The organism is Algoriphagus sp., from assembly GCF_046296635.1.
Lineage (GTDB): Bacteria > Bacteroidota > Bacteroidia > Cytophagales > Cyclobacteriaceae > Algoriphagus.
Map to the genome: position 1 here is coordinate 1 of NZ_JBKBKZ010000041.1, position 24,504 is coordinate 24,504.

At 39.7% G+C, this 24,504-nt stretch carries 21 protein-coding genes, 1 tRNA gene and 1 pseudogene; 16 read left to right on the top strand and 7 right to left on the bottom strand.

Features of this window, described 5'->3' with window-relative positions:
• Positions 1-418: 418 nt before the first annotated feature.
• Positions 419-1,525, bottom strand: coding sequence for a peroxiredoxin family protein (locus ACK4HU_RS21025; protein ID WP_409809845.1), 1,107 nt, complete (start codon positions 1,523-1,525; stop codon positions 419-421).
• Between the two features lie 632 nt (positions 1,526-2,157).
• Here ACK4HU_RS21025 and mltG point away from each other — a divergent pair.
• The 5 genes from mltG (at position 2,158) to ACK4HU_RS21050 (ending at position 7,620) form a co-directional block, all read left to right on the top strand.
• Positions 2,158-3,201 carry an endolytic transglycosylase MltG gene (gene mltG / locus ACK4HU_RS21030; protein ID WP_409809848.1) on the top strand — a complete coding sequence of 348 codons (1,044 nt, stop codon included), beginning with the start codon at positions 2,158-2,160 and terminating at the stop codon, positions 3,199-3,201.
• Between the two features lies 1 nt (position 3,202).
• Positions 3,203-3,607 carry an acyl-CoA thioesterase gene (locus ACK4HU_RS21035; RefSeq protein WP_409809851.1) on the top strand — a complete coding sequence of 135 codons (405 nt, stop codon included), beginning with the start codon at positions 3,203-3,205 and terminating at the stop codon, positions 3,605-3,607.
• 15 nt (positions 3,608-3,622) lie between these two features.
• Positions 3,623-4,609 (top strand): YihY/virulence factor BrkB family protein, encoded by a 987-nt coding sequence (locus tag ACK4HU_RS21040; RefSeq protein ID WP_409809855.1) that lies wholly within the window; start codon positions 3,623-3,625, stop codon positions 4,607-4,609.
• A 297-nt stretch (positions 4,610-4,906) separates the two neighbouring features.
• Complete coding sequence (locus ACK4HU_RS21045) at positions 4,907-6,730, top strand: DUF885 domain-containing protein (protein WP_409809857.1); 1,824 nt, start codon at positions 4,907-4,909, stop codon at positions 6,728-6,730.
• Positions 6,731-7,535: 805 nt separating this feature from the next.
• Positions 7,536-7,620 (top strand) — tRNA-Ser (locus tag ACK4HU_RS21050).
• Positions 7,621-7,887: 267 nt separating this feature from the next.
• On the opposite strand, the gene ACK4HU_RS21055 is transcribed toward ACK4HU_RS21050, so the two are convergent.
• From ACK4HU_RS21055 to ACK4HU_RS21065, 3 genes are all read right to left on the bottom strand, one after another.
• Positions 7,888-8,271, bottom strand: a complete 384-nt coding sequence (locus tag ACK4HU_RS21055; RefSeq protein WP_409809860.1) for a hypothetical protein — start codon at positions 8,269-8,271, stop codon at positions 7,888-7,890.
• A 149-nt stretch (positions 8,272-8,420) separates the two neighbouring features.
• Positions 8,421-8,810 carry a hypothetical protein gene (locus ACK4HU_RS21060; protein WP_409809862.1) on the bottom strand — a complete coding sequence of 130 codons (390 nt, stop codon included), beginning with the start codon at positions 8,808-8,810 and terminating at the stop codon, positions 8,421-8,423.
• 156 nt (positions 8,811-8,966) lie between these two features.
• Positions 8,967-9,194, bottom strand: a complete 228-nt coding sequence (locus tag ACK4HU_RS21065) for a hypothetical protein (RefSeq protein ID WP_409809865.1) — start codon at positions 9,192-9,194, stop codon at positions 8,967-8,969.
• A gap of 653 nt (positions 9,195-9,847) precedes the next feature.
• Here ACK4HU_RS21065 and ACK4HU_RS21070 point away from each other — a divergent pair.
• Positions 9,848-11,839, top strand: a complete 1,992-nt coding sequence (locus ACK4HU_RS21070) for an AAA family ATPase (RefSeq protein WP_409809868.1) — start codon at positions 9,848-9,850, stop codon at positions 11,837-11,839.
• Positions 11,840-12,135: 296 nt separating this feature from the next.
• Here ACK4HU_RS21070 and ACK4HU_RS21075 read toward each other — a convergent pair whose 3' ends face one another.
• From ACK4HU_RS21075 to ACK4HU_RS21085, 3 genes and pseudogenes are all read right to left on the bottom strand, one after another.
• On the bottom strand, positions 12,136-12,426 hold the full coding sequence (locus ACK4HU_RS21075; protein WP_409809871.1) for a helix-turn-helix domain-containing protein: 291 nt from the start codon (positions 12,424-12,426) through the stop codon (positions 12,136-12,138).
• Positions 12,423-12,791 (bottom strand): annotated as a pseudogene (locus tag ACK4HU_RS21080) (type II toxin-antitoxin system RelE/ParE family toxin). The gene ACK4HU_RS21075 and the pseudogene ACK4HU_RS21080 overlap by 4 nt, the downstream one beginning before the upstream one ends.
• Positions 12,792-13,074: 283 nt before the next feature.
• On the bottom strand, positions 13,075-14,013 hold the full coding sequence (locus ACK4HU_RS21085) for a hypothetical protein (protein WP_409809874.1): 939 nt from the start codon (positions 14,011-14,013) through the stop codon (positions 13,075-13,077).
• A gap of 131 nt (positions 14,014-14,144) precedes the next feature.
• Between ACK4HU_RS21085 and ACK4HU_RS21090 the strand changes: the two genes are divergently transcribed.
• From ACK4HU_RS21090 to ACK4HU_RS21135, 10 genes are all read left to right on the top strand, one after another.
• Positions 14,145-15,044 (top strand): helix-turn-helix transcriptional regulator, encoded by a 900-nt coding sequence (locus tag ACK4HU_RS21090; RefSeq protein ID WP_409809877.1) that lies wholly within the window; start codon positions 14,145-14,147, stop codon positions 15,042-15,044.
• A 20-nt stretch (positions 15,045-15,064) separates the two neighbouring features.
• Positions 15,065-15,754: a hypothetical protein gene (locus tag ACK4HU_RS21095; RefSeq protein ID WP_409809879.1), complete on the top strand. Its 690-nt coding sequence runs from the start codon at positions 15,065-15,067 to the stop codon at positions 15,752-15,754.
• 61 nt (positions 15,755-15,815) lie between these two features.
• The gene (locus ACK4HU_RS21100) at positions 15,816-16,835 is read left to right on the top strand and encodes a restriction endonuclease (protein WP_409809882.1); all 1,020 of its coding nucleotides are present in this window, start codon (positions 15,816-15,818) and stop codon (positions 16,833-16,835) included.
• Between the two features lie 33 nt (positions 16,836-16,868).
• A complete protein-coding gene (locus ACK4HU_RS21105; protein ID WP_409809885.1) occupies positions 16,869-17,531 on the top strand; it encodes a hypothetical protein in 663 nt (220 codons plus the stop codon).
• A gap of 768 nt (positions 17,532-18,299) precedes the next feature.
• Positions 18,300-18,971, top strand: coding sequence for a CRISPR-associated endonuclease Cas6 (locus ACK4HU_RS21110; RefSeq protein WP_409809888.1), 672 nt, complete (start codon positions 18,300-18,302; stop codon positions 18,969-18,971).
• 3 nt (positions 18,972-18,974) lie between these two features.
• Complete coding sequence (locus ACK4HU_RS21115) at positions 18,975-20,498, top strand: Cas10/Cmr2 second palm domain-containing protein (protein WP_409809891.1); 1,524 nt, start codon at positions 18,975-18,977, stop codon at positions 20,496-20,498.
• 10 nt (positions 20,499-20,508) lie between these two features.
• Positions 20,509-21,063 (top strand): RAMP superfamily CRISPR-associated protein, encoded by a 555-nt coding sequence (locus ACK4HU_RS21120; RefSeq protein ID WP_409809894.1) that lies wholly within the window; start codon positions 20,509-20,511, stop codon positions 21,061-21,063.
• A complete protein-coding gene (locus ACK4HU_RS21125; protein WP_409809896.1) occupies positions 21,060-22,493 on the top strand; it encodes a hypothetical protein in 1,434 nt (477 codons plus the stop codon). Before ACK4HU_RS21120 ends, ACK4HU_RS21125 begins: the two co-directional genes overlap by 4 nt.
• 2 nt (positions 22,494-22,495) lie before the next feature.
• Positions 22,496-24,079, top strand: coding sequence for an RAMP superfamily CRISPR-associated protein (locus tag ACK4HU_RS21130; protein ID WP_409809899.1), 1,584 nt, complete (start codon positions 22,496-22,498; stop codon positions 24,077-24,079).
• 1 nt (position 24,080) lies between these two features.
• Entirely contained in the window at positions 24,081-24,500 is a 420-nt protein-coding gene (locus ACK4HU_RS21135) for a TIGR04423 family type III CRISPR-associated protein (RefSeq protein ID WP_409809902.1), read from the top strand.
• The last annotated feature ends 4 nt before the right edge of the window (positions 24,501-24,504 follow it).

Here is a 24,504-nt window from a genome sequence, read left to right on the forward strand (position 1 = left end):
AACTAACGGACACCGAGCGAAGTCGAGGTGAAACTTAATAAAATTTGGCTACTGGCAGAATTGCGGATATACATATTAAAAAATATGATTGTCCGATTTTCCACCGTTAGGTGAATTTTATTTTGGTTACAGGTCGGGGGTTGGAAGACCGAAGACCGAAGATGACAGAAAACTACCCTCAAATTAAACGAGGACCATAATCTTTTTCAAGATTTTTTAAAAAACTATATCTCACGATCGAAGGAAGCCTATTTCGCGCGGCCTATCTCGTGCAGCATATTTCGCGTAGTATATCTCTCGACCGTAGAGAGTAATATCTCGCGCAGCCTATTTCACCTCAACGCAGGAGAGGTATATTTCACGACCGCAGGGAGTTGTATTTCGCAAAGCCTATTTCGCGTAGCATATATCTCCATCTTTATTTTTTCCATTTCAGGATTTCTTCGTCACTAAACCCCACAACTACATCCTCTACTTTTCCATTTTCATCAATCAAATAAAAGGTGGGATAGCCAGCAACGCCATAGGCTTTTCCTACTTCTTCAGCATTTACAAGAACAGGAAAAGGAATTGACACTTTGGCTCGGTACTTATCCATTTTTTCTTTTGAGTCCACCGGGTTGAGGTATAGCGGGACGATATTTTCCGCAAACTGGTAATCGGGTCTGTTGAATTGATCTATGGCAATTTTGCACCAGCCGCAATGGATCATGGAGAAATCCAGCAACACTTTCTTCCCTCGTAATTCGGATAGTTTTACACGGTCTCCTTTTTCGTCAGTCAGTTCGAAATCTGGAGCTAGTTCACCTTTCTTCAAAACATCTGAGGCAACGGGATCTTTTTGACCCCATTGCTTAGATATATAGCCAGAAGGCACATCATAGACCAATTTCTCTCCCAAATCAGCAAAAATATAATCCGAATATTTCACTTCAATAAACTGACTTTTCTTCCCATCATGAAATAATCTGCGGGAGTAATGATCCACTACTTCGTTTGAAGGGTTAATGAAAATATGGTTTTTTAGCAGCACTTTTTTGTCCGTGATGGTCGTATCCATTTCTATCCAGAGATATTCCTTGTAAGTTTTTCCAGCGATGGCAGTATCCCCCAAATAGCTCCAAGGGCCATTCTTAAATAATCCTACAGGACTGAAGCTGAGAAAAGAATTGGATTCAAGCATTGCCGAAACTTCTGATTCTGGATAATATGTGACTGTGCTGTCTTTATCGGAAATACTGGCTAGAACCCCATCGATGTAGGTAAATGCGAAATTGTCTCTCGTTCCAACAAAATCAAAACCCAAATCCACCTCCAAATTTTTCTGAAGGATAAGGCCCTTGGAAATAGTATCAATGTCACCCAAATTAGGATCCTCCCAAAGCATAATATGATTGAAAGAAAGTCGATTTGCCGATAAAACTTTCTCCTTTGCCCCTTCAAATACCTCCTGTTGAGACTTTGCTGGATCGCAGGAAACAATAAAAAAAGCTAACAACAAACTCGGAATGAAGTATCTACACATGATCAAAGAATTTAGTGAAATCAAAATTAGTTAAAATAAATTATCTGATTATGGGCTATTCTGACAGTAAGCAAATTTATTAGCTCTTTGGGCCGGATGTCGGGTGCCCGATGTCCGATGATACCTAACATTTGGTGTTTTCAGATAATTTTAAGTCTATTCAAATGCTACTGCCAAAGTTCCGTGTATAAATTACAAATAATATGAATGTTCGGAATTTTGCCAGTTGGCAAACTTTCCACCAGGTTATTGGCTAAATACTTCGACTTTTCACTACGCCACAGGTGCACAGGCGCGGCGGGCAAGCTACTCAATACAAGCGACCGACGACACGATGCCTATCCCTCACATCGACGAAGGAGAGGTATATTTTGCGACCGAAGGGAGCTTATCTTGCGAAGCGTATTTCGTGTAGCATATTTTGCGAGCGAAGGGAGCCTATTTAGCATCGACGAAGGAGATGCCTATCTCACGACCAAAGGGAGTCTATTTCACGACCGCGGGGAGCATATCTCGCGTAGCCTATTTCGCGTAGCCTATCTCACGACCGAAGGGAGTCTATCTTGCGACCGCAGAGAGCATATCTCTATCATTTTATTTTTCCTCAGATCCATTCCTTATTTTTGTGACCTATGATTTCTGAGAAAAAAAGAAAATTCTTCCTGATCCTGTTGATCGGCGGTTCGGTGTTAGCTATTTCGCTGACGTTCTATTTCTACCAACTATTTTTCAGTCCAAATACCATGGTGGACTCTGACCGGGTATATATGCTCAAAATACCAAGTAACGGTGTCTTTAAGCAAGTTTCGAAGCAATTGTATGATGAACGAGTGATCAATGATGCCATCAGTTTTGCATTTGTCAGCAAAATATTAGGCTATCAGGATAACTTGAAGCCTGGTTTATATAAAGTCGAACCGAAAATGACCAACCTTCAATTGGTAAAAATGCTCAAATCAGGCGCTCAAGTTCCAGTGAAGGTCACGTTCAATAATATCCGAACAAAAGAAGATCTGGCAGAAAAAATCACGGCGAATCTCGAAGTAACTCCCGATCAATTTCTTCACCTTATTCAGGACTCGGTTTATATCCGGAAGTTTGATTTTGAGGAGGAGACCATTATGAGCATGTTTGTGCCAAATACCTATGAGTTTTGGTGGAACACCAGTCCGGAGGCACTTTTTGACAGAATGTATAAAGAATATCAAACCTTCTGGACCGAGGAGCGAAAGCAAAAGGCACAAGCCTTGGGACTTTCTCAAAAGCAGGTCAGCACACTAGCTTCCATCGTACAGGCAGAAAGTCAGAAATCAGACGAACGCCCAAAAATTGCCGGAGTCTATCTCAACAGAATGGATATCGGCATGGCACTTCAGGCGGATCCGACTTTAGTGTATGCTACAGGAGATTTTACCTTAAAGCGCATATTGAATATTCACAAAGAAATTGACAGTCCTTACAACACCTATAAGTACACTGGGCTACCTCCTGGACCAATTAACCTACCGGATGTCAACTCGCTAAATGCGGTTTTGAATGCGGAAAAGCATAATTACCTCTATTTCTGCGCGAAAGAGGACTTTTCAGGTTATCATGCTTTCGCTGTCAATTATTCAGATCACATGGACAATGCGAGACGCTATCAGCGTGCATTGAACGCCGCCAAAATCTTCTGATATGTTCATCGCCGAAACTCAGATTCGCGTACGCTATGCAGAAACTGATCAAATGGGGTATGTTTATTATGGCAATTACGCCATGTATTTCGAAGTGGCGCGGGTAGAAGCAATGCGATCGGCGAGTTTTTCCTATCGGGAAATGGAAGAAAACGGGGTGATGATGCCCGTATTGGAAAGTCACATTCATTACCTTAAACCGGGAAAATATGATGAACTTTTGACTATCAAAACGATTATACCCGAACTGCCGGGGGTAAGGATCAGATTTGAATATCAGGTCTTTAATGAATCCAACGAATTGATCACGGAAGGATGGACGACTTTGGCTTTTCTCAAAAAAGATAGCCATCAACCAACCCGACCACCAAAGAATTTGTTAGATTTATTGAAACCCTTTTTTTAAGTAAAACTTAATACTGTGGTAAACAAGAAACTATTCAAATGGAGATTGCGATTTCAGCTGAAAGCAAGGCATTTGAAAAAAATCCATTTTGGCTACCCTGACAAAAATCTTTATGATGTAATCCGGATTTTTATTCAACAGCTCAAGAAGGATGACATCGCTGAACGGGCAGGTTCCATGGCCTTCAGCTACACGATTGCCCTTTTCCCATTGCTTCTTTTTTTACTAAACCTAGTTCCATACCTCCAGGACTTTTTTCCGGTGGTTACAACAGAAAATATCTTTGGATTTGTACAAACGGTAATGCCTGAGGGCATGTATGAAAACATTAGTTCCACGCTAATGGACATTGTATCCAAACCTCGGCAAAGCTTGCTTTCATTCGGTTTCTTTTTCGCACTTTTTGCCTCGACACAGGGTGTCATGTCCATGATGGCTTCCTTTAATTCTGTTTATCGAACGAAGGAAAATCGAGGGTTTCTAAAATCCCGGATCATAGCCGTAAGTATCGTTTTCGCATTAGTGCTGACCATTTTTACCGCCAGCACAGTAATGATTCTTGGGGGTATGTTGATTAATGCACTGGATGATCTGCAGGTTTTTAATACAAATTTCATGATTTTTCTATTCAATACTTTCAAGTTTCTAATCCTGCTATTCGTCTTTTATATTACCTCAGCATTTATTTTCCGACTTGCTCCTGCAGTGCATGATAAATGGAATTTTTTCTCCGTAGGGGCACAACTGTCCGGCTTATTGATCACGATGGCATTTTATGCTTTCATTTTTTACTTGGACAATTTTGCCAGCTATAACAAACTTTACGGTTCTATCGGGACATTTATCGCTTTGATGCTTTGGTTGTGGATCACATCTTTGATCGTATTGGTTTGTTTTGAGGTGAATGTGAGTTTTGATTTGGCCGAAGAAAAACAGCGAGAACGTGAAAATCGTCGAAAAATATTGGAAGAGTCCCAATCAACAAAGGTTACATCAGCTTGATCGGAGTTCAGCTGCTTAAAAAAGCTTCAGCTTTTTAACTTTGTGGTCTTGAAAAGGATCGATTCGAATAAAGCCTTGAAAGTTCGAAAAGAGATTGATACTGAATTTTTACTCTTTCTTTGCGTAATCTTTGCGGTTAAAAAAATTCTGAAAAGTAGGGTAGTATTGGAGTAGACTGATACTTGGTTTTTCCTTTTTTGAAAATAACCTCATTGGTATATATCTTAGTTGAAATTTTGGCATTGGTGCTCTCGAGGACAATCAGATAAAATATCTCAATTCAAAAAATCCACTTTCATGACACAAAAAATAATACTCGGCAACCTACTTTTTTTCCTCATCCTTCTGCTTGGATGCAGCAAACCTGAACCCAAAATCATCGAAGATTCAGAAATCAACGCTTGGTTTGATACTGAGTATGAAGAGCTACTACAGATGAGCCCACTTCAATTGACCACCCAAGGCAGAAAAGACCGATACGGAGAAATCGATGACATGAGCGAAGCTGCAGAAGATAAGCGCTTGGCTTGGATGGAGGAAAGTGTAAAAGAAATGGAGTCGAAATTTGACTACAATCTTCTCAGCCCACAAGCCAAAGTATCCTATGACCTTTGGAAATACCAATATGAAATGGAAAAAGGGGATGTGCAGTTCCGCAGAATGAATTATGTCTTCAATCAAATGGGCGGAATACACACCATGATTCCAACAATGCTGATTAATTTCCATAAGGTAGATGAAGCAACGGACATGGAAGCGCTAATCTCTCGAATCAAAGAATCCGGCAGAGCAATTGAACAACTTTTGGAACGTGCTAAACTTCAGACAGCGGCTGGTGTCCGACCGCCCAAGTTTGCCTATGAATATGTCATTCAACAATCCAATGCGTTGATTCAAGGCCAACCTTTTACCTCTGGAAAAGACAATGCTGCACTTTGGACAGATGCCTTGGGGAAAATCGAGAAACTTGAAAAAGACGGGAAAATCACAGCTGAAAAAGCAGAGGAATTTAGAACAGGTACAAAAGAAGCTTTGCTCAACGAATTCAAACCAGCTTATGAGGAATTGATAACTTGGCTTGAATCCGAACTTCCAAATCTTGAAGAAAAACCGACCGGGTTGAGCCGGCATGAAATGGGAAATGCCCTCTATGCACACAAACTCAAGTCCTCTACTACTACCAGTTTGACTGCTGATGAAATCCATCAGATTGGTTTGAATGAGGTGAAGAGGATTCAGCAGGAAATGCTTGCGATCAAAGATCAGGTCGGGTTTAAAGGAGATCTCAAGGAGTTTTTCAAATTCGTCAACAGTGATCCCCAGTTCTTCTTCCCAAATACGGACGAAGGCAGACAAGCCTATTTGGACGAGTCCACGGCCTATTTGGATGCCATCAAGTCCAAATTGCCGGATTATTTTGGAATACTTCCCAAAGCTGATTTGGAGGTGAGACGTGTTGAAGCCTTCCGTGAACAACCGGGAGCACCTCAGCATTATAATCAGGGAACTCCTGATGGATCCCGTCCGGGAACCTATTATGTCCACCTTTCGGATATGAATGCAATGCCGAAATCCACCATGGAGGGTGTCGCTTATCATGAAGGAAGTCCTGGTCATCACATGCAGATTTCCATCGCTCAGGAGCTTGAATCCGTCCCAAAATTCCGAACTCAGATGGGTTTCAACGCCTATGTAGAAGGTTGGGCCTTGTATTCTGAAGCCTTGGCCAAAGAAATGGGGGGCTATCAAAACCCTTACTATGACTTTGGGCGCTTGGTCAATGAAATCTGGCGTGCAATCCGCCTCGTGACTGACACAGGCCTTCACGCCAAAGGATGGACAGAAGCAGATGCGATCAAATACTTCTCAGAAAACTCCTCCATCGCTCCAGGAGCCATCCAAGCGGAGGTTCGCCGCTACATGGTGATCCCCGGTCAGGCCACAGGCTATAAAATCGGGATGCTGAAAATCCAAGAACTGCGAAAACTTGCCGAGACAGAATTGGGAGAAAAGTTCGATCTAAAGGCCTTCCACGATACCGTTTTGGGGGGAGGAGCTTTGCCATTGGATATTTTGGAGAAGGTGGTGAAGGAGTGGATTGAGGAGGAGAAGGGAAATTAGGAAATTGGGAGGTTATTAAAGGGTTCTCATTGTTCTCATTGTTGTCAGTTGTCGTTAGGAGGTTGGTAAGTTGGTAAGTTGGAGTTTTGTAAGTGGTAAAGTGTAAGAGGTAAGTGGGTATGTGTGTCAGGCAGAGCAGTTTGTCCGCCGCGCCTGTGGCGTAGTGGAGAGTCGAAACCGGTTGGAGTGATAAGTAGGCAGATTGAAGTCAGAAAGCTAAAGTCAGAAAGCTGAAAAGATGCAGTATGCAGATTGAAGTTGGGAGGTTTGGAAGTTGGGAAGTGGGAGGCTTGTGAGTGGTAAAGGGTAAGAGGTAAGTGGTTTTTGTCAGGTTGAGCGTAGTCGAAACCGGTTGGAGTGATCAGTTGGCAGATAAGTCAGAAAGCTAAAGTCAGAAAGCTGAAAGAATCGTAGAAAGTTGGAGGTTTGTAAGTGGTAAAGGGTGAGAGGTAAGTGGATAGTAGTTTTCAGTCGCAGTAGGGAGTTTGTCAGGTTGAGCGTAGTCGAAACCAGTTGGAGTGATCAGTTTTCAGTCGCAGTAGGCAGATTTAAGTCAGAAAGCTGAAGTAAGAAAGCTGAAATCCCAGACAGCAAATCAAAAAGACTCTTCAATTATCCAGATTGTGAAAAAAATTTAACCCATAAAAATCAGACACTTAAAAGAAAAAGTGGGTGAGTTGATTGGATAAAAACAGAATCCCCTTACTTTTGCGATCTCGAAAAGAGAGATCACAGCACAGAGGAGTGGCAGAGTGCTTCCCGATATTCATCGGGACGGCGGTCTTTTAACAACTCGAATCAAATTAGAGGAGTGGCAGAGTGGTCGATCGCGGCGGTCTTGAAAACCGTTGTACCGTGAGGTACCGGGGGTTCGAATCCCTCCTCCTCTGCAAAAGAAAAACCTTTCTGCGTAAGCGGAAGGGTTTTTTGCTTTTATGTTGCCAAGCAAGCTTGAGCAACAAAAAAAGCAAAAAACCAAAACGAACGAAGTGAGTAGTTTTTCTTTTGCAATCCCCCCAAAACGGGATCGACGTAGTCAATCCCTCCTCCCGTATAGCTGTCAGGAATGGCCCCTTGCTAAAACACTTCCCCGCAGCGGGCTATTTCTAAATGCAAAGTCCTCATCTCATTTTTAGACTTCCCTACCCCAACAGTGTTCACCCAAGCTGAATAAAAGAAGTCCGGTAAATCCTCCCGCTGTAAGGACCCTCTGAGTCACCAACTCCTGCATAAATCACCAACTCTCCATCCAGACCTCTAAGATGATTTATAACCTCGTTTGGCAAATGAGGAATGGAAAGGTCCTCTTTGATTAGGAATCTCATCAACTCGTAATTGGTGTAGATATAATCAGTGGGATCAAACTTGAAAAACGTCACCGGAACCTCACGTTCTGAGATCTCACGATCATTGATTTGAGTGAAGGTATCGTAGTTCAGTTTCTTACCCCAATAACTCACCAATACACAAGCATCAAAACCTATGGCAATAAAATGCCGCTTTGGATTTTTACTGTTAACTGAAGAGGCTGAAATTGTCATGGATAAAGGATTGAATGGGAAATTGATTCATAAAAGATCATAGATCCGAGGAGTCTAAGTTTCTGGAAATATATTTTTCCATTTTGGATTTGCCATTTCATTTCAGATCTAATAAAAAAATTCTCCCGGTTTTCGGGAGGATTAGAAGTTTATGGAAATAAAATTGTAGGAACATTAGTAGGACGGTTGCCAACTGGATGAAATTCCTGATCGATAGTCGGACATTTTATTTTTAGATGAATTCTATAGACTTTTAGAAATTTAAGTAAATCCACAAAATCTTTAGAAAGCCCAATTGTATTAATTTTCAAGGAAAACTTTACAAAGGTTTCAAGATACTCAAGAAGTTCTTTGGTAATTTCTCCTTGGCCACCAATACTATTTGCATCAAACGTAATAGGGGTAAAAAACAAACTTCCAGGAGTAAAAATTGCTTTCTGAGAATTTACGGATTGACGAAATAAATTAGGGGTTTTAGAAAATTTAAGCAAATAATCTAATCCTCCCTTCTTTTCTCCAGGAGGTAATCCAGAAATCATGGTAATTGGGTCAGAAAAAAACTTTTTATCATTTAAATAGTGAATATCAGTAGTATATGCAGTATCTGGATAATGTTTAGAGGACAGCTTTACTCTTTTAATAAAATCGGAAGATGTCCCTCTCTTGTTTCGAAGAAAATAATCAGAAAAAATCGTTTAGGTGGTGTAGGGTGAATTAACATCACAAATATGCCTCTGAACTCGTTTTGAGATAGATTTCAAAGTTTTTCCACTTCCAGTTTGACCAACGTAATATGGTAGAATTCTTCCCTTCGCATTTTTTATCCCTAAAATATAAATTCCAAAACTTCCATAATCCTTTGCAAGATTTTCAGCCGTTGTGTCAATCCAGCAATGATTTGCTTCTAGCGTAATCTGTCTCATAAATTTCAGTGGTTTGGTTAGTTATTTTTAATTTTTCGGTAAATCAAATTCAGCTCTGATAGCATATGGGCAAGCATGGAAATCATGGTGATTTCGAAACCCAATCCCAAAAAAATCATGAGGTAAAAGCCGATAAAAAAGGCGTTATGCAAAATACGAGTTTCCATTATTTTCCCAAATTATATAGTACAAATATCTTTTTAATCCTCAGGAATTCTTTGCTAATATGCCTTTCATGTTTGAAAATGACATTTTGTAGCTTGGCAGGTCCAACCGCTAAAATCTAACCTTTAGAATTAAGTTCTCTGACACCGGATTGTATTTGATTCTTAACCTGCAAATTTTCCTTCCGCGTCCCTCCTACTCAATGTCCTTGATGAAAGAATGATACAAAGAAATGCCCCACAAAGACAAAACATGTCTGAGCCTAATTATTTTTTTATGATTGTTCGGAATTTTGCGCGTAGGTTGTTTAGGACGAAAAATTTAAAAATCCCCCTAGCCCCCTTATGAAGGGGGAATTGGCGCAACCCAGCAACAGTCCTTCATTTTACTTGGCTACGTGCAGAAAACTGCAACAAAGATTTTTTTGACTAAGACATATTTTGGCTGACCCTCCCCTTTCTTTTGTAAATCAAATAATTTCTACTCCTATGGACTCTTCTGCAATTCAGCTCAAGCAACAAGAACTTGAGCTACTCAAACAACATCTCAAATCCCAATTCTTTGGTCTGGATGAGGTCATCGATCAAGTCGTTACCAGTATGGCTTCTTGGTACATCTTTCCTGAAAACCAAAAACGACCCCTCATCATCAATCTTTGGGGAATGACCGGAGTGGGCAAATCTGACTTGGTGCGACAGATTGTGAAATATCTCCAGTTTGAAGCACAATTCTTCCAGTTTGACCTGGGTGAATTGGGGCATGGTCCAATGGGAAATCCCCGTGCCATACTCTCCGAAACTTACCAGTTCAAAGGACCGGAGCCTCGTGTAATCCTCTTGGATGAATTTCAACTGGGCAGAACGATCACTCGCATGGGAGAAGAAATTCCACACAAGGAACTTCGTGTCATTTGGCAACTTTTGGACAATGGGAAAATTGATCATATCGAGCAGATGATCGCCGGAAGACGAAACCTCAACTCGGTCTTATACAAATTTGATTACTGGGTCAGCCAAGGAATGACCATCCATCAAGGAATGGTAGCTTCCAATTACTTTGGATATTTTGAAGAGGATGATGATGAGTCGGACGAAGTTGAGGAAACGACCGAGAATGAAGCTCGTTTTATTTTTGACAAACGAAGACTAAAAGCCATTCTGGAAATCAACAAATCCCGTTTCGAAAATATCCATGAGCTTCGAAAACATGTCAAAACCTTGAACACCCTGGAGATCAGAAAACTCCTAATGGACAGTCTTGCAAATACGCTTAAGCCTTCCGAGCAGGACTTTTCTCAAACCTTGATATTTGTTGTGGGAAATTTGGATGAGGCTTATCCTTTTGCCAAGGATCAATCACCGGACATTTCCCCGGACAAATTTTACAAATTGACCAAAGAGATCAAATTGCCGGATATCAAAAGCGCACTGTCAAAGCGCTTCAGACCTGAGCAAATCTCGAGACTCGGCAATAATCACATCATTTATCCTTCTTTGAATGAATATGCCTACCGAGCCATCATTGCATCTGAACTCCTGAATATTTCAACGAATTATTTTGCAAAAACTCAGGCCAAGCTCCTCTTCGGTCCTGAAATAATTGAATGGATCTTTCAAGAAGGTGTCGTACCTACTCAAGGTGTCCGACCCCTCAAGTCCACCATCAAGTATGGCATCGAGGATTTGATTCCAATGATTCTCTTGGAGCATTTCAAATTAGAGTGCGCAATCACCAAGGTGGAAGCAAACTATCGCAATGGTCTATCTATCTGCTTCAAACAGGGTGAAGAGTTGCGCTTTGAAAAAACCTTTCCGCTAACCCAGAAAGTACGGCACCTGAAGGAAAGTCGAAAGGATGACCTTCAGGCAGTGGTGGCTGTTCATGAGTCAGGACATGCCATTGTACACATGTCCCTTTTCTCAAATTTACCAGACAAAATCAGCTCCGTCGCAGCAGGATCGGATAAGGCCGGATTTATCACACATGATCTTGAAATAATCCGAAATCCGACGAATCTCCTTCAGTCTATCGCTGTATTCTTATCCGGATTTTTGGCAGAAAAGGAACTTTTCGGGTTTGATATGGTCTCAATTGGTTCCTCTGGAGATTTTGAAAGGGCAACAGAATTGGCTATGGAACATTTTAAGGAAAGCGGGTTTTCAGGCCAATTGATTCGAATCACTCCTACTGCGGATCATTTTGAAAACCACTATCACAATATCGAACCTATTGAAGAGAAAGTCATGAAGTTCATGAGGGGTGCACAGGATCTTGCCGCGAAAATATTGAAAAGGGAACGAGCTCTATTGGTTGAAATGTCCAAATATTTGGCTGATCATGCTACCATGGAGCAAGAGATTCTGTCCCAACTTGTTCAAGAGTTTGGAACCTATGAATTGGAGGCAGAATTAAAAACCAAGAAATCCGGGTATAGACACCTGCTTTTCGCTGTCAATGAATTAGCTGACGTCTATCAATAGTGAAATTTTAGATTGGGGTTAGTTCTGATTTGGCTTAGCAGCTCATACTGATTTGACAAAAGGGGATGGAATTAAAGCAGCCTTGCTCCTTCCTTCCCTTTCTTGTTTAGTTAGTAGTCAGCGTGATTCAGCTTGGAAACACCGGGCCTGCCTTCCGTCAATTAAGCATTCGGAGCCGTTCTCTTCCAGCTAAATTCTAACTTCAAAAAGACGCTAATTTTCCTAGTTACGCGGTGGCGCCAGCCTTTCGGCAAACAGGCTGTATCCAAGGTGATGTAATAGCGGCTACTTCTTTTTTAGATTTCAATGGAGATTTTTACCTTTCCACCCAATCCTTTTTCCACAATTTCATAGAGCGTTTTAAGAGTAAGATTGCTTCCATTGTTTTCTACCCGTGATATGTAGGTTCTTTTTTTATCCACTAATTCGGCTAATTGTTCCTGGGTTAGATTCTTGTCCTCTCTTGCCTTCTTTAAAAGCAACCCAATTTTGAATGACTCAAAATCCCTTTCCAATTCATCCCTGCGTTCGGTTCCTCTTATTCCGTACACATCATCCTTGATTTCCTTCCAGCTTTTAGTATTCATTTTCTTTTCTTTTTTACTATTTGCAATTCCTTTTCGGCATAATACTCATCCATCAGTTTGACTGCCTTTTCTATTTCTTTGGGTGGTGTTTTTTGAGTTTTCTTCTGAAAGCCATTGAGCTAAATCACAAGCTTTCCTTCATCAAAAAAGCAAAACACCCTCCATATATTTGATGCCAACTGACCCCTGGCTTCATAAAGTCCTTTTTTTGTTTTGATAGGTTTCAGGTAAGTTTCTGGAACTCTTTCTAAAGTTTCAATCGCCTCAATGACCTTATAAATTTTGTCTTGAACTTTCACTGTTTGCTTCTTCAGAAAGTTCTCAAAATGGTCTTGATAAGCTATGACTTCCCTTACTTTTTCCATAAACAAATGTAACTTTAAAGTTACTGTTTTCAAAATGTTAAAAAGTTGATTGTATACAAGTTGGCGTTTTCATTATGCCCTATAACTTGTCAATTACCAGACTAATTGACTGGTCACAACTGAATTTAATAATCTTTCATTTCTTTGGGAAAAAGAGGCATGTCGAACCTATAAACTTTTAACAATCCTCCATTGCTTGATAAGAACTTCCCGCCAACATCCCAAAAAAGTGTGAGCCTCCAAAACACCTAATGGTCAATGAGGTTAACTACTCTAAAAATTTTCATTCAATGACTGTAAACTTCCACCCCCCTTTAAAATCCAATACAACCCGTTCGGGCCTTAAGCTGATTTTTTGGGTCATTCTTGGAAACTGCCTGAATACAGGAAGAAAGAAATCTATTGCGGCTCGATGGAGTTGAAGATTACTGAGCCTTTTGTAAAAAATATAGGACAGGAAGTAATCCATCGCATTGAGAGTTAATTTAACAGGTAAGCCAAGCAATTTAGAGCCCTCCTCTTCAAGAGCCTGAGTAACCCTTTGGAGTTCGATCGCCAGTAGAATATGGATAGGCTCATCTTTGGAGAAAAATACCAATTCCCCTTTTCGGAAATAGTCTTTCTCCGATATTCTCAGTAATTCATCTGGCACATAGCTCTTCCTGATCATATCCATGGTGCTTTCGGACTTGCTCCATAGGAATTGGAACATGAGCCGGGTCCTCAAAAAATCACAATCACCAAAAGAATCCAAGAAGCTAATTATCAAACTCCCCCGTGCATCTGAAGGACTGATTTCAAAGTAGGAGAAATCTAGCTTTTTTCGCTCCCTGAGAAATATTTCCACTTGTTGTCCATCTCTACAAAGTTCGGATTCAAGGAAGAACTCATTGAAAAAATCCGTCAACACCACTTTAGGAAAAATAGGGTAAGCTTCCTGAAAAGCTTGAACCTGCGCTAATGAAGAAGGAGCATTGACATCCCAGTTTTCCCACAGAATGACAGACTCACTTTGCCAATCAAGCAACTCCAATAAATCAGTCAATATCTCCCTGGCCTTTTGCCTTTTCCCATAGCCAATCAAGTGGATAAAGTGCACGGCTTCTCTGGATTGTGTTCCCAACCAAAAAGGTTGAAGCAAGTCCATTACCTCATCGATGAAAAGCTGCCAAGAAGGATAGAGTTTCTTAAGGGCTTTTCTGGCAATTGAAAATTGAAGCATATCAGTCATGAATCCAAAATTCAATGCAGCCTCAGCCAAAACCTGTCCGCCAGAAAATATTTTTTTAACTTCCTACCCTCAGCCATCATTTGGCAAACCCTTGCACTTTCTTTGAAACAGAATTTTCAGCTATGAGCAAACTCACTTCACTATACCGCCAACTTGAAATCATCAAACTTGCTAAAAAAGGCCCTTTTGAATGGGATGAATTGGAACTGCATTTAGATCGTAAATCAGTTGGCAGTGATCTCAATCTTATTATCTCCAAACGGACGCTCAATCGTGACTTAAAGGAAATCGAAAAGCTTTTTGGATTGGTAATCCAATTCGACTTCAAATCGGCCAAATACGAACTGAAGAATGAAGAAAGTTCCGAGGACCATATGGAACTCCTGGAGTCCTTCGAAACCATTCAGGCATTTGGAAGGGCAAATATATTGAGTGGCAAGGTATTTTTTGAAAAACGCTTGGCAAGAGGTACGGAATACCTAAAGCCTATTCTGGATGCGATTGAAAATCAGGAAGCGATTCAGATTGACTATGAAAAGTATTGGCTCTGGGAAATTGAGAATCGCAGGATACGGCCTATTGCGCTCAAAGAGTATCAGCATCGATGGTATGTCATGGCATGGAATGAAACCAATCAACTCAGGTTCTACGGTCTGGACCGGATCAAGTCATTGGCAATCCTGCCTTGGAAAACAAAACTTCCAAAACCACCCGACCTTGAATCTCGCTTTCTGGAAACCATTGGTATCATTAATGATCCCGAGGAATCGGTAGAAACCGTCATCCTCACATTTACCGAATTCAAAGGCCGATACATTAAATCCATGCCCCTTCACCCAACTCAGGAAATATTAATCAATGATGGAAATGTCCTCCAAATCAGCCTTCGGGTCAAGATCAATTATGAATTGATTGCGCTGATTCTCTCCCATGGAGATGAAGTCAAAGTTGAAGAACCTCAGCGATTGAAGGAGATGGTAAAGGAAAAAGCCAAGAATATTTTGGAATCAAAAATCAAATAAAACCAATTCAAAAAATCAGTATGAACGACTCAGTTTTAAAACAAATCGAAGGATTAAAATGGCTTCCATGGATTGGAGATATCTTTTCAACTCTTCCTTCAAATCAGAAAATAATGATTATTGGTGAAAGCCATTATCATGATAATTCTCCCGCTTCAATCGAAAAACACAAACACCCTGAATATACCAGAGCAGTGATCAGAGAGTTGGCCATCGACCGATTATACTATGGCACAAAAATCTTCCCCAATCTTTACCGAGCGCTTTTTGGTAACGAAGCCTTTGACAGCACCAAACTTTGGGCAATGCTTTCCTATCATAATTTAATCCAACGAACGCTATCTACTACTATGGATAGACCATTAAAAACGGATTTTGTCAGCGGATGGAAGACCTTTTTTCATTTGGCTGTTTTGGCCAAACCCTCCACCTGTATATTTCTTGGCACCACCGCAGCAAATACCTTGGGATCGGCAATTAAAGGAACTGGGTTTTCAACAAAGGGAGTGGTATGGGAAGAACGAATCGGAACCTCCTATGCAAAGACTGCAACCATCCAAAATGGTGATGGGAAATCCATCGAATTGATTTTCATTAAGCATCCGAGTAAGTACTTCCCTTGGCAAAAGTGGAATGAATACTTACACAAAAAGAGTCCCAAGCAAATGAACTGGCTGAAAGATAACTCTGAAATCTTCCTGAAAAACTAAAGCCGCTTATGTGTCGGTAAACTTCAAAACAAACCCATTTTCAATTGAAAAATAAATTTCTATGAACTATTGGCTACATCGAATTTCTCACCATGCAGAGTTGTCACGTCCACTTTTAGATAAGGGATATTTATCCATCGGTTTTTCTGATTTTTCCAACAAGGAATTTCTCTCCCAGGCCTTACAGGGAAACAAATCATACTTTGATCAACAATTTCAAGATTACTGGGGGTATGTCCCGCGAATGCGCCAAAACCTTTGGAGGTTTTTTCAATTTGAAAAAGGAGATTTTGTCCTAATTCCCGGCCAAGGAAACTTCACCGTTTGTGAAATCCTTGATGACTCACCCTTTTTGATTCAGGAATTACAGGTAGATCTTCTTACAACATGGGATGGAAGGCCTGTCGATTCAGATGGCACTTTACTATACTCCAATCAAGGCGTAAGATTTGATTTAGGTTTTTTGAGAAAAGTGAAAATTCTCCATCACTCTATACCAAGGGATAAATTTGCGGGGGCAGCACTCACTGCCAGAATGAAAATCCGTCAAACCAATACTTCAATCAATGACCTCTGGGTTCAAGTTGATCGTGCGATCCAGTTCTTCCTTGAAAATAAACCCATTGATCTGCACGCGATTCTTCTTGAAAAAACTCACGAGCTAGTTTTGACATCAATAAAGCAGGAATTGAATCCTCAGAAATTTGAATCGCTAATTGCTGGGTTTTTCAAGAAAACAGGAGCAAATACAGTTACTATTCCATCTAAAAACGCCAAAGACAAGGAAGGAGATGCGGATATCGTCGCGGTCTTTGAAAGCCTCAAACTCATTATTTATACCCAAGCCAAATTTCAGCAGGGAGCCATTAATGAAACCGGAATCCAGCAAATTTTAGAATATAAGAATTCGCAGGATAGTCTCGACGACGGTTATACAAAAATCCCTTGGGTAATTACTACCGCAGATTCGTTTTCGGATTTGGCGCAAAAAATCGCACAACAAAACCAAATCCAATTGATTAACGGCAAGGAGTTTTCTGCAATGGTTTTGAATTGCGGCATTGACTTTTTGAGAATTTAAGTTAGTTTAGTTGATAACAATTAGTAAAAGAATATGAACATTAGAGAAAAAGAAAATGAACTTTTCAAAAGATGGAGAGAACATTCTGGCGCAGATGAAAATACCTTTTTTGTCCAGGACGGGACACTTGACCATGTGGCATATTCAAAGGCAAAAATCAAAATTTGCTCCGTTCTGAAAGAAGTTCCTTTTGATCAAACAGCCTATAAAGGACATGTTTTTGGAGAAGGCTTTTTGAAAGGATTAGCTGAAAACGGACCTGGAGCATATCAAAAGAAAAAAGGCACATTAAGTATTTTGGCAACTAGGATTGCTCTTATTTTGAATAGTTTGGACAAAAATCAAGAGCATGATCCTGTTGATTCATTAAGAGAATCATCCTATCTGAATATTAAAAAATATAGAGGAACAAAAACTTCATCTCAGAAAGATTTGGAGATAGTAACAAATAATGACAAGGAGTTTCTTAAGGAACAAATTGAGCAAGTCCTGCAACCAGATGTTTTACTTTGCGGAAAAACCCGGCATTACTTAGGTTTGATTTATGGAGGAAACATAAAATTTATCCTTGAGGATGAAAGTAGAAAAATTAAACTTTTTCATTTGTTAGTGAATGGTGAACCAAAAAGGCTAATCATCGAAATGTATCACCCGAGCCATAGGAGTTCAGAGGAAGAGCAATTGAAAAAACTATAAAGTGTTTTACTTGAATATCGTAATTCTGAAAATTTTCTTTTCCGTTGATGTCTAAATGTAAACTTTTTCCGGCGATTGTTCGATCAAGACCAATTGAAAACAGAATAAATGATTGGATGTTGGAAGGGGTTGATTATGCCGTAGTCTTTAGGTCAAATCAACCAAAAAATAAATTATATCCCACCGGGATTATGGGCAATAGTAGCTAATTGCTTGTCTCGATAAAGTTAAGGGTTATTGCTTCATTACACGGCCTTCCCAAGTCCCGGCCTTGCCGGGATTTGGGATAAGGCCAAGAGAAGTGAAGCGGTAGCCGTGGGGAGTAAAAGCCCTTTCTCTGAGTGGAGAGAAAAGAGCTGTTATTTGAAAAATGGCGCAAATAAATCGGAACGAAAGGAGTGGGTGAAACGAGGGATAAGTGCTTTTGGATTTGAAAACACATTACACCTTTATACTTTTTATATAAATATATTTTCTTAATAGCCCTTTTTTGTTTTTGCTGTTTAAATATGGGTGTTTATCAAAATATCCCCTTGCCAGCAATAGCACAGCATATAGTTTGGAGGTCATCCACAATGCAAAATAGTGGGAATAACACTGATATCTGATAACCTATTATCTATCAACACCTATGAGTAGGTTATACCCAGTTTGGGGAATTTTGTGAAAAAAGAATCGATACTTTACTCTTATCTTTTTTAAACTTTTAGTATTATTATCGAACAATGATTTTTGAGTTTTTTCAATGCCCAAACAACCTTTTGTTCTATGCCCCTTGTCCGAGTAGTAAAAGTAACTTTTGATACAGAATTAAAGTCCCATGAAATTCCCGCCTTTAGGGGAGCTATTATCGGTATTGTAGGCAGGGAGCACGTGATTTTTCATAATCATCTTGAAAAAGATAAATTTCACTATGCCTATCCTCTTGTCCAGTACAAATCCAAAGGGCGAAAAGCTGAAATCGTATGCATTCAAGACGGAGTCGATGAAATCCATAACTTTTTCACAAGAAATCTAGGAGGAATCAAGATTGGAAATGACCCAAGATCTCTTTTGGTAGAGAATATCAAGATTAACAAATTTGATGTGGATGTTCGCGACACTATCTTCTCCTACAAGCTGATCAATTGGCTGGCGCTAAACGAGAAAAACTTCCCTGAGTACCAAAAATTGGAAGGCCTCTCTGATAAAATCGTCTTCCTGGAAAAAATCTTAACAGGTAACCTGCTATCCTTTGCGAAGGGAATTCAGTGGACGGTGGACAAACCTATAGAAGTCAAACTGACCAGTCTTCCCAATTTCAGACCTGTAAAGCACAAGGGGCAATCCTTGCTTTCCTTCGATATTGAATTTAAAACCAACGTTTTCTTGCCTTTGGACATAGGACTGGGCAAAGGAGCAAGCGTTGGATTTGGAACTGTAACAAAAAAACCTAATTGATATATGGATAAATACTTATATGGTGCCAGCATACAGGGCATTCAAAGCTTTATTTTTCAGACGAATAAGCTAAGGGAGATTGTGGGGGCCAGTGATTTAGTTGATTATTTGAGCAGTGGGTTTTTTCGAGATTTTTTTGAGAAGGAAAAAATTCCATTTAAGGAGGAAGATCTGATTTTAAGTGCAGCAGGAAACATTAAGTATGAGTTTGAAAATCGTGAAGACTGCCGAAAGATCGTTGCGGGCTTTTCTAAAGCGATTATGCTTGCAGCACCGGGAATCACTGTTAGCCAAGCTGTAGTAAAACCTGAAGACTATGTCGATTACGGGAAAGCCTTACAAGCTTTGGAAGACTCATTAAAATCCCAAAGGAATAAATCCCATTACATATTAGGTGATTATAATCCCTTTAAAATAGGAGAAACGGCAAGAAGAACTGGTGGCCTTGGCTTTAAATATCTTAAAAATGAAGTAATCGACCTTTCTCAAAGTAAAAAGATCTCCAGATCAGAAAAGGCTGAATCCAAATTAATGGAGATTTTAACCGGTAAAAGGAATGGAACAATTATCCGGGACAATTCAGAACTGGCAGTTGAGTGGGGGAATTTTATCTCGGGCAACAATTGGATTGCGATTATCCATGCCGACGGAAATGGATTGGGTGCACAAATCATGTCTATTTATGAAAAAGTAAAGGGGCCCAAGATCAAAGAGGTTATCAGAGAATTTTCAAAGGCATTAGATCTAGCGACAAAATCAGCAGTCAAAAAAGCTTACGATGATGTGTTCGGAGGTGAGGCCAAAAATGAAGGTTATGAACCACCTATCAGGCCCATCCTGCTAGGAGGTGACGACATTACCGTAATTATTAAAGGAGATGCAGCTATTCCATTCACTCAGTCTTTTTTGAAATGGTTTGAGATAGAAACTAAATCTATTTTTTCCTCTTTAGAATCAGATTTAAAAGTCTCTGATCTCAATCTCGGCCTATCTAAAGGCCTTACCGCTTGTGCAGGAGTTTCTTTTGTGAAGCCAAATTATCCTTTTCATTATGGAGTTCATTTGAGTGAATCTCTTACATCTGAAGCGAAAAAACATTCCAAGTCATTAAAGAAAGAAGGTAAAATTCCTTCCTCAGCTTTCTTCCTGAAAGTTCAGTCCAGCTACGTCGAGGATTATTCATCAATTATTGATCAAATGTTGGATAACAAACATATTCGATTTGACTATGGTCCGTATTTTTTAGAACCACAATCCAATTACAGTACAATGGAAGAACTCAGATCATGGATAAAAACCGTAAGCAGGCCCTCTGCCCCAAAATCAGGATTAAGGCAATGGTTGGGAGTAATTCCACATGATCCAGGACAAGCAAAATTCATGTTTGAAAGAATCAAAAAAAACTTGAAAGAAAGAGGCAATGAAAAAATCATTACCGAATTGAATCTGGAGAGTGAATATTCAAATCACAGGGATGGCAGAATTTATACTCATTTATATGATGTGGTCAATCTTTCATCTCTATAACTCTTAAAAAATGAAAACGATAAATTTTTCAATTCAATTCTTTGGCTATTGGCATATTGGTTCTGGACTTTCCGGTGGCACCAAAGCGGATAATTTGGTTTTAAAAGACCAAAACAACATTCCATATATTCCAGGCAAAACAATTAAGGGCCTTTTCAGGCATGCAGCTGAGGAATTGAGTTTCCTATCAGGAGAGTTATTTGATAAGAATAAAATCCTCGATGCCTTTGGTTCTGCTGGATATGACCAAGAGTCATCTTCCCCTTTGTTTTTCTCGGACGTGTTACTCAATCAAAGTGACTCAACTTCAATTATTACAGAAAGCCTTTCAGAATCTTTGTATGAGGTAATTTCATCAACAAAAATTTCGGAAAATGGCACTGCCGAAGACAAGAGCCTAAGGCAAATGGAGGTAACTGTGCCATTGACTTTATATGGTTCCATTCAGGATTTTTCTGGAAAGTATGAGACGCTTTTGGTGAAAATTGGACCCATGATAAAAAATCTGGGATTAAATAGAAACCGAGGATTAGGAAGATGTGAAATTAAATTTTTGCAATCATGAAGACATATCAATATACCTGTACCCTACAATCTGACCTGATCATTTCTTCACTTGGAGCCTCAGAGGGTCAACACAAATCCTTAGACTTTATTCCTGGTTCCAAATTCCTTGGAATTGTAGCGGGTGATTATGAGAAACTACCATCCGAGGAGGCTTTAGAGATCTTTCATAGTGGAAAAATAGTATTTGGAAACGCTTATCCCAAAGTGGAAAATCATGCTTTTCTTCCAGTACCCGCTGCATACTTTTTCCCAAAAGGAAAGTCATTGGAAGACCAAATTCTGCTTCCTATGAATCTGAAACCCAATCAAAGGTTTTCTGAAGATATTCAACCAAAACAGGCTAGAGGAGGATATTTTAATTTTCCCAAAAAACAACTATTCAAACCTGGACAGAATTTTCGTCTCAAATCTGCTTTTGATTCCGAAAACAGAAGGTCGAAAGAAGGCCAAATGTTTGGGTATTTCAGCCTTCCAAAAGGATTGATTATGCATTTTTCCATAAAGGATTCAACAGGTAAATATGCAGATCAAATCAAAACCAAATTGGAGGGAATTAAGCGAATTGGGAGATCCAAATCCGCAGAATATGGCTTGGTCGAAATTAAGTTTGACAGAGAGCAAAAAGGCGAAAAAGAACCTTCCATACCAATTAACACAAACCTGGTTGTTTATGCGGAAGCTGACTTATGCTTTTTAGACAGCTATGGACAATTCACGGGCATACCAACTGGTGAAGATATTACTGGAAGTATTGAAAACGTTATTCTCTGGGACAAATCGCAAGTAAGAACCAGAAAATATCCTGTCTGGAATGGAAAAAGACAATCCAAAGAAGCAGACCGGATCGTTATCGAAAAGGGTTCTGTTTTCATTATTAAAATAAACACAGCAATTCCTGATAATTTTTATGAAAATGGAATTGGTGTTCTCAAATCCGAGGGTTATGGTCAGGTAATTTTAAATCCGGATTTCATACCGCTTGATTCTGATCAACTCAAGGAGCCGTTTTCTAAACCAACTGAGTATAAAAACCAACCCCCCTACTCTCTAATTGAAAACCTACCTGCATCAGAAAGTCTAATCAGCGCCCTTAAAAACAGAAAGTCAGCTGACGATATTAATCAACAAGTCAAATTAGCGGTAGATCAATTCATTAAGGAATCAAAAAGTGTTTTGAGAGATCCAAACAAAAGTCAGTGGGGAACCATCAGAGGATATGCCAAACAGTCAGCAAATTTTGATGCTTTTTGGAAAATGACCTTTGGAGATGAGTTAGGCTTTATTCATCGAGGAAAATCTGAAAATCAATGGAGAAAGGCCGGTGAGGTTTTGAAAAATAAGTTGAAGGATTTGAAAAATACTAAAGGAGAAGCGTTTGTAATGGACTTCATTCAAAAGCTCGCATCAGAAATGCCTAAAATAAAATAATCATGAAACCACTGACTCATAGATTTTTAGCACAGATTACACTGGAAGCAAGTGCAGCTTTTGCAATAAACAGCGGAAAGTTGGGATTACTCAATGATAATGTTGTAGCAAAAGACGCCAATCGACTTCCTTATTTGCCTGGAACATCTCTTGCCGGAGTATTAAGGCATTCGATTGGAAAAAGTCTGGAAAACGACCTTTTTGGATCAAAGGGAAATTCAGGAAAGGAGGCGGATTCCGGTTCAGGGAGCAGATTAATCCTTAGTCCGGGCCTTATGGTAGGAAAAGAAGGAAAAGTAATTGAAGGATTACAGGTTATTGATTTCAACGACTCCTTTTATTCTGCATTTGGTAAGCTTCCTCTGAGAGACCATGTCAAAATAAACAAAAAGGGTTCTGCTGAAAAGGGGGCAAAATATGATGAAGAATTAGTTTTTAAAGGAACTCGGTTTGTTTTCGAGTTAGAATTAAAAGGAACAGAGCAAGACCAATCCTCTTGGGCAGCTTTACTTAGCCTAATAGAGTCTCCTGACTTCCGATTAGGATCAGGTACAAGGAAAGGACATGGGGAATTCAGAGTTATTCATGAAAAAAGTACTCAACGAACCTTTGATCTAAGAAATGAGGAAGATTTAAAGGATTACCTGTCAAAATCCAGCTCTTTAAACTCATCAATCCCGAAAGGAACTTCCATCAGCACTTCTGCAAAAAAAGAGCTAGCAGGCTGGGAAAAATTCCAGATTCAAATGAAAGCCAGAGACTTCTTCCTTTTTGGAGCTGGGTTCGGCGATGGAGATGTAGATCATATTTCTAAGATGGAAAAGGTCATTACTTGGTCAAAAGGGATTCCTAGTATTTCTGAATCTGATTTTATTTTGATTCCTGCTACCTCCATTAAAGGGGCATTAGCCCATAGGGTCCGATTTCATTATAGCAAATTGATAGAAGATTTCATTGAGAGCCCAAAAGACGGCTATCAACCGGAGGCGTCATTAGATTTCGAGAAAATCCTAGGAGAAATTGAATCCCAAATTGATTTTAATAATCTAACCACTGAAACCGATGAGGAGATTTTCAAGACTCTAGAAAAGAAAATAAATGATTTTAATCCTTTAAAAACAGCTGAATGGAATTCATATGAAGATCAGCTTCGAGATGAGGCTGCAAATCTGATCAAAGCCGGTTCAGAACCAGATGAATCTAATTACGCTGTGGAAAAATTATTCGGCTTCACGAAAAACAGTAAAGGAAATGAGGAAAAGGAGAAAGGTCAAAAAGGAGCTGTACTGATACAGGATATCTACATCCCCTTCAAAAGAGAAAATAACAAGGTTTTTAACCATGTGAAAATAGACAGATTCACAGGAGGAGCGATCGAAGGAGCTTTGTTTCAGGAGAAAGCCTACTTCGGTAAAAATGATCAGATTGAATTAACAATTTACGTTTCGTCTGACGCATTGACTGAACCATTGATCTCCCAAACATGGCAAAATGTGATCAATGATTTATTGAATGGACTCATGCCATTGGGCGGCCTGAATACCAAAGGACACGGATTTTTTACAGGGACTTTAATCAAAGATTAAGATGAAAAAAATTGAAATACAAGAAATAGATTTCGGTAAAACCTATACGGGTTACTTATGGTACTCTGATCAGAATAGTCCTATTATTTTCAATTCTGAAATCCTTTCTGAAAGCTCGTTCACTCCCCTTCCCTTTATAGTCGAAGGATATCTCTATTCTTCCGCAGACGGCGGAGTCTGCTTGAATATCAAAAATATGGATGGTAGATATTACATTCACCAGGTCCAACTTAAGGAATTGGACTCTTCCCGGCTAGAAAGAAACGTATTTGAGGCAATCGAAGTGCTTAAGAATAAAGGGATAGAGAAATTCAAAGCTGTCCAATTCTGGGGCTTAGAGCCAGATGAATACTGTCAGGGAATGGATGTACTTCAGCCTGAATGGATCGCTTTTGAGGGATTTGAATTTAAAAACAACTAAGACA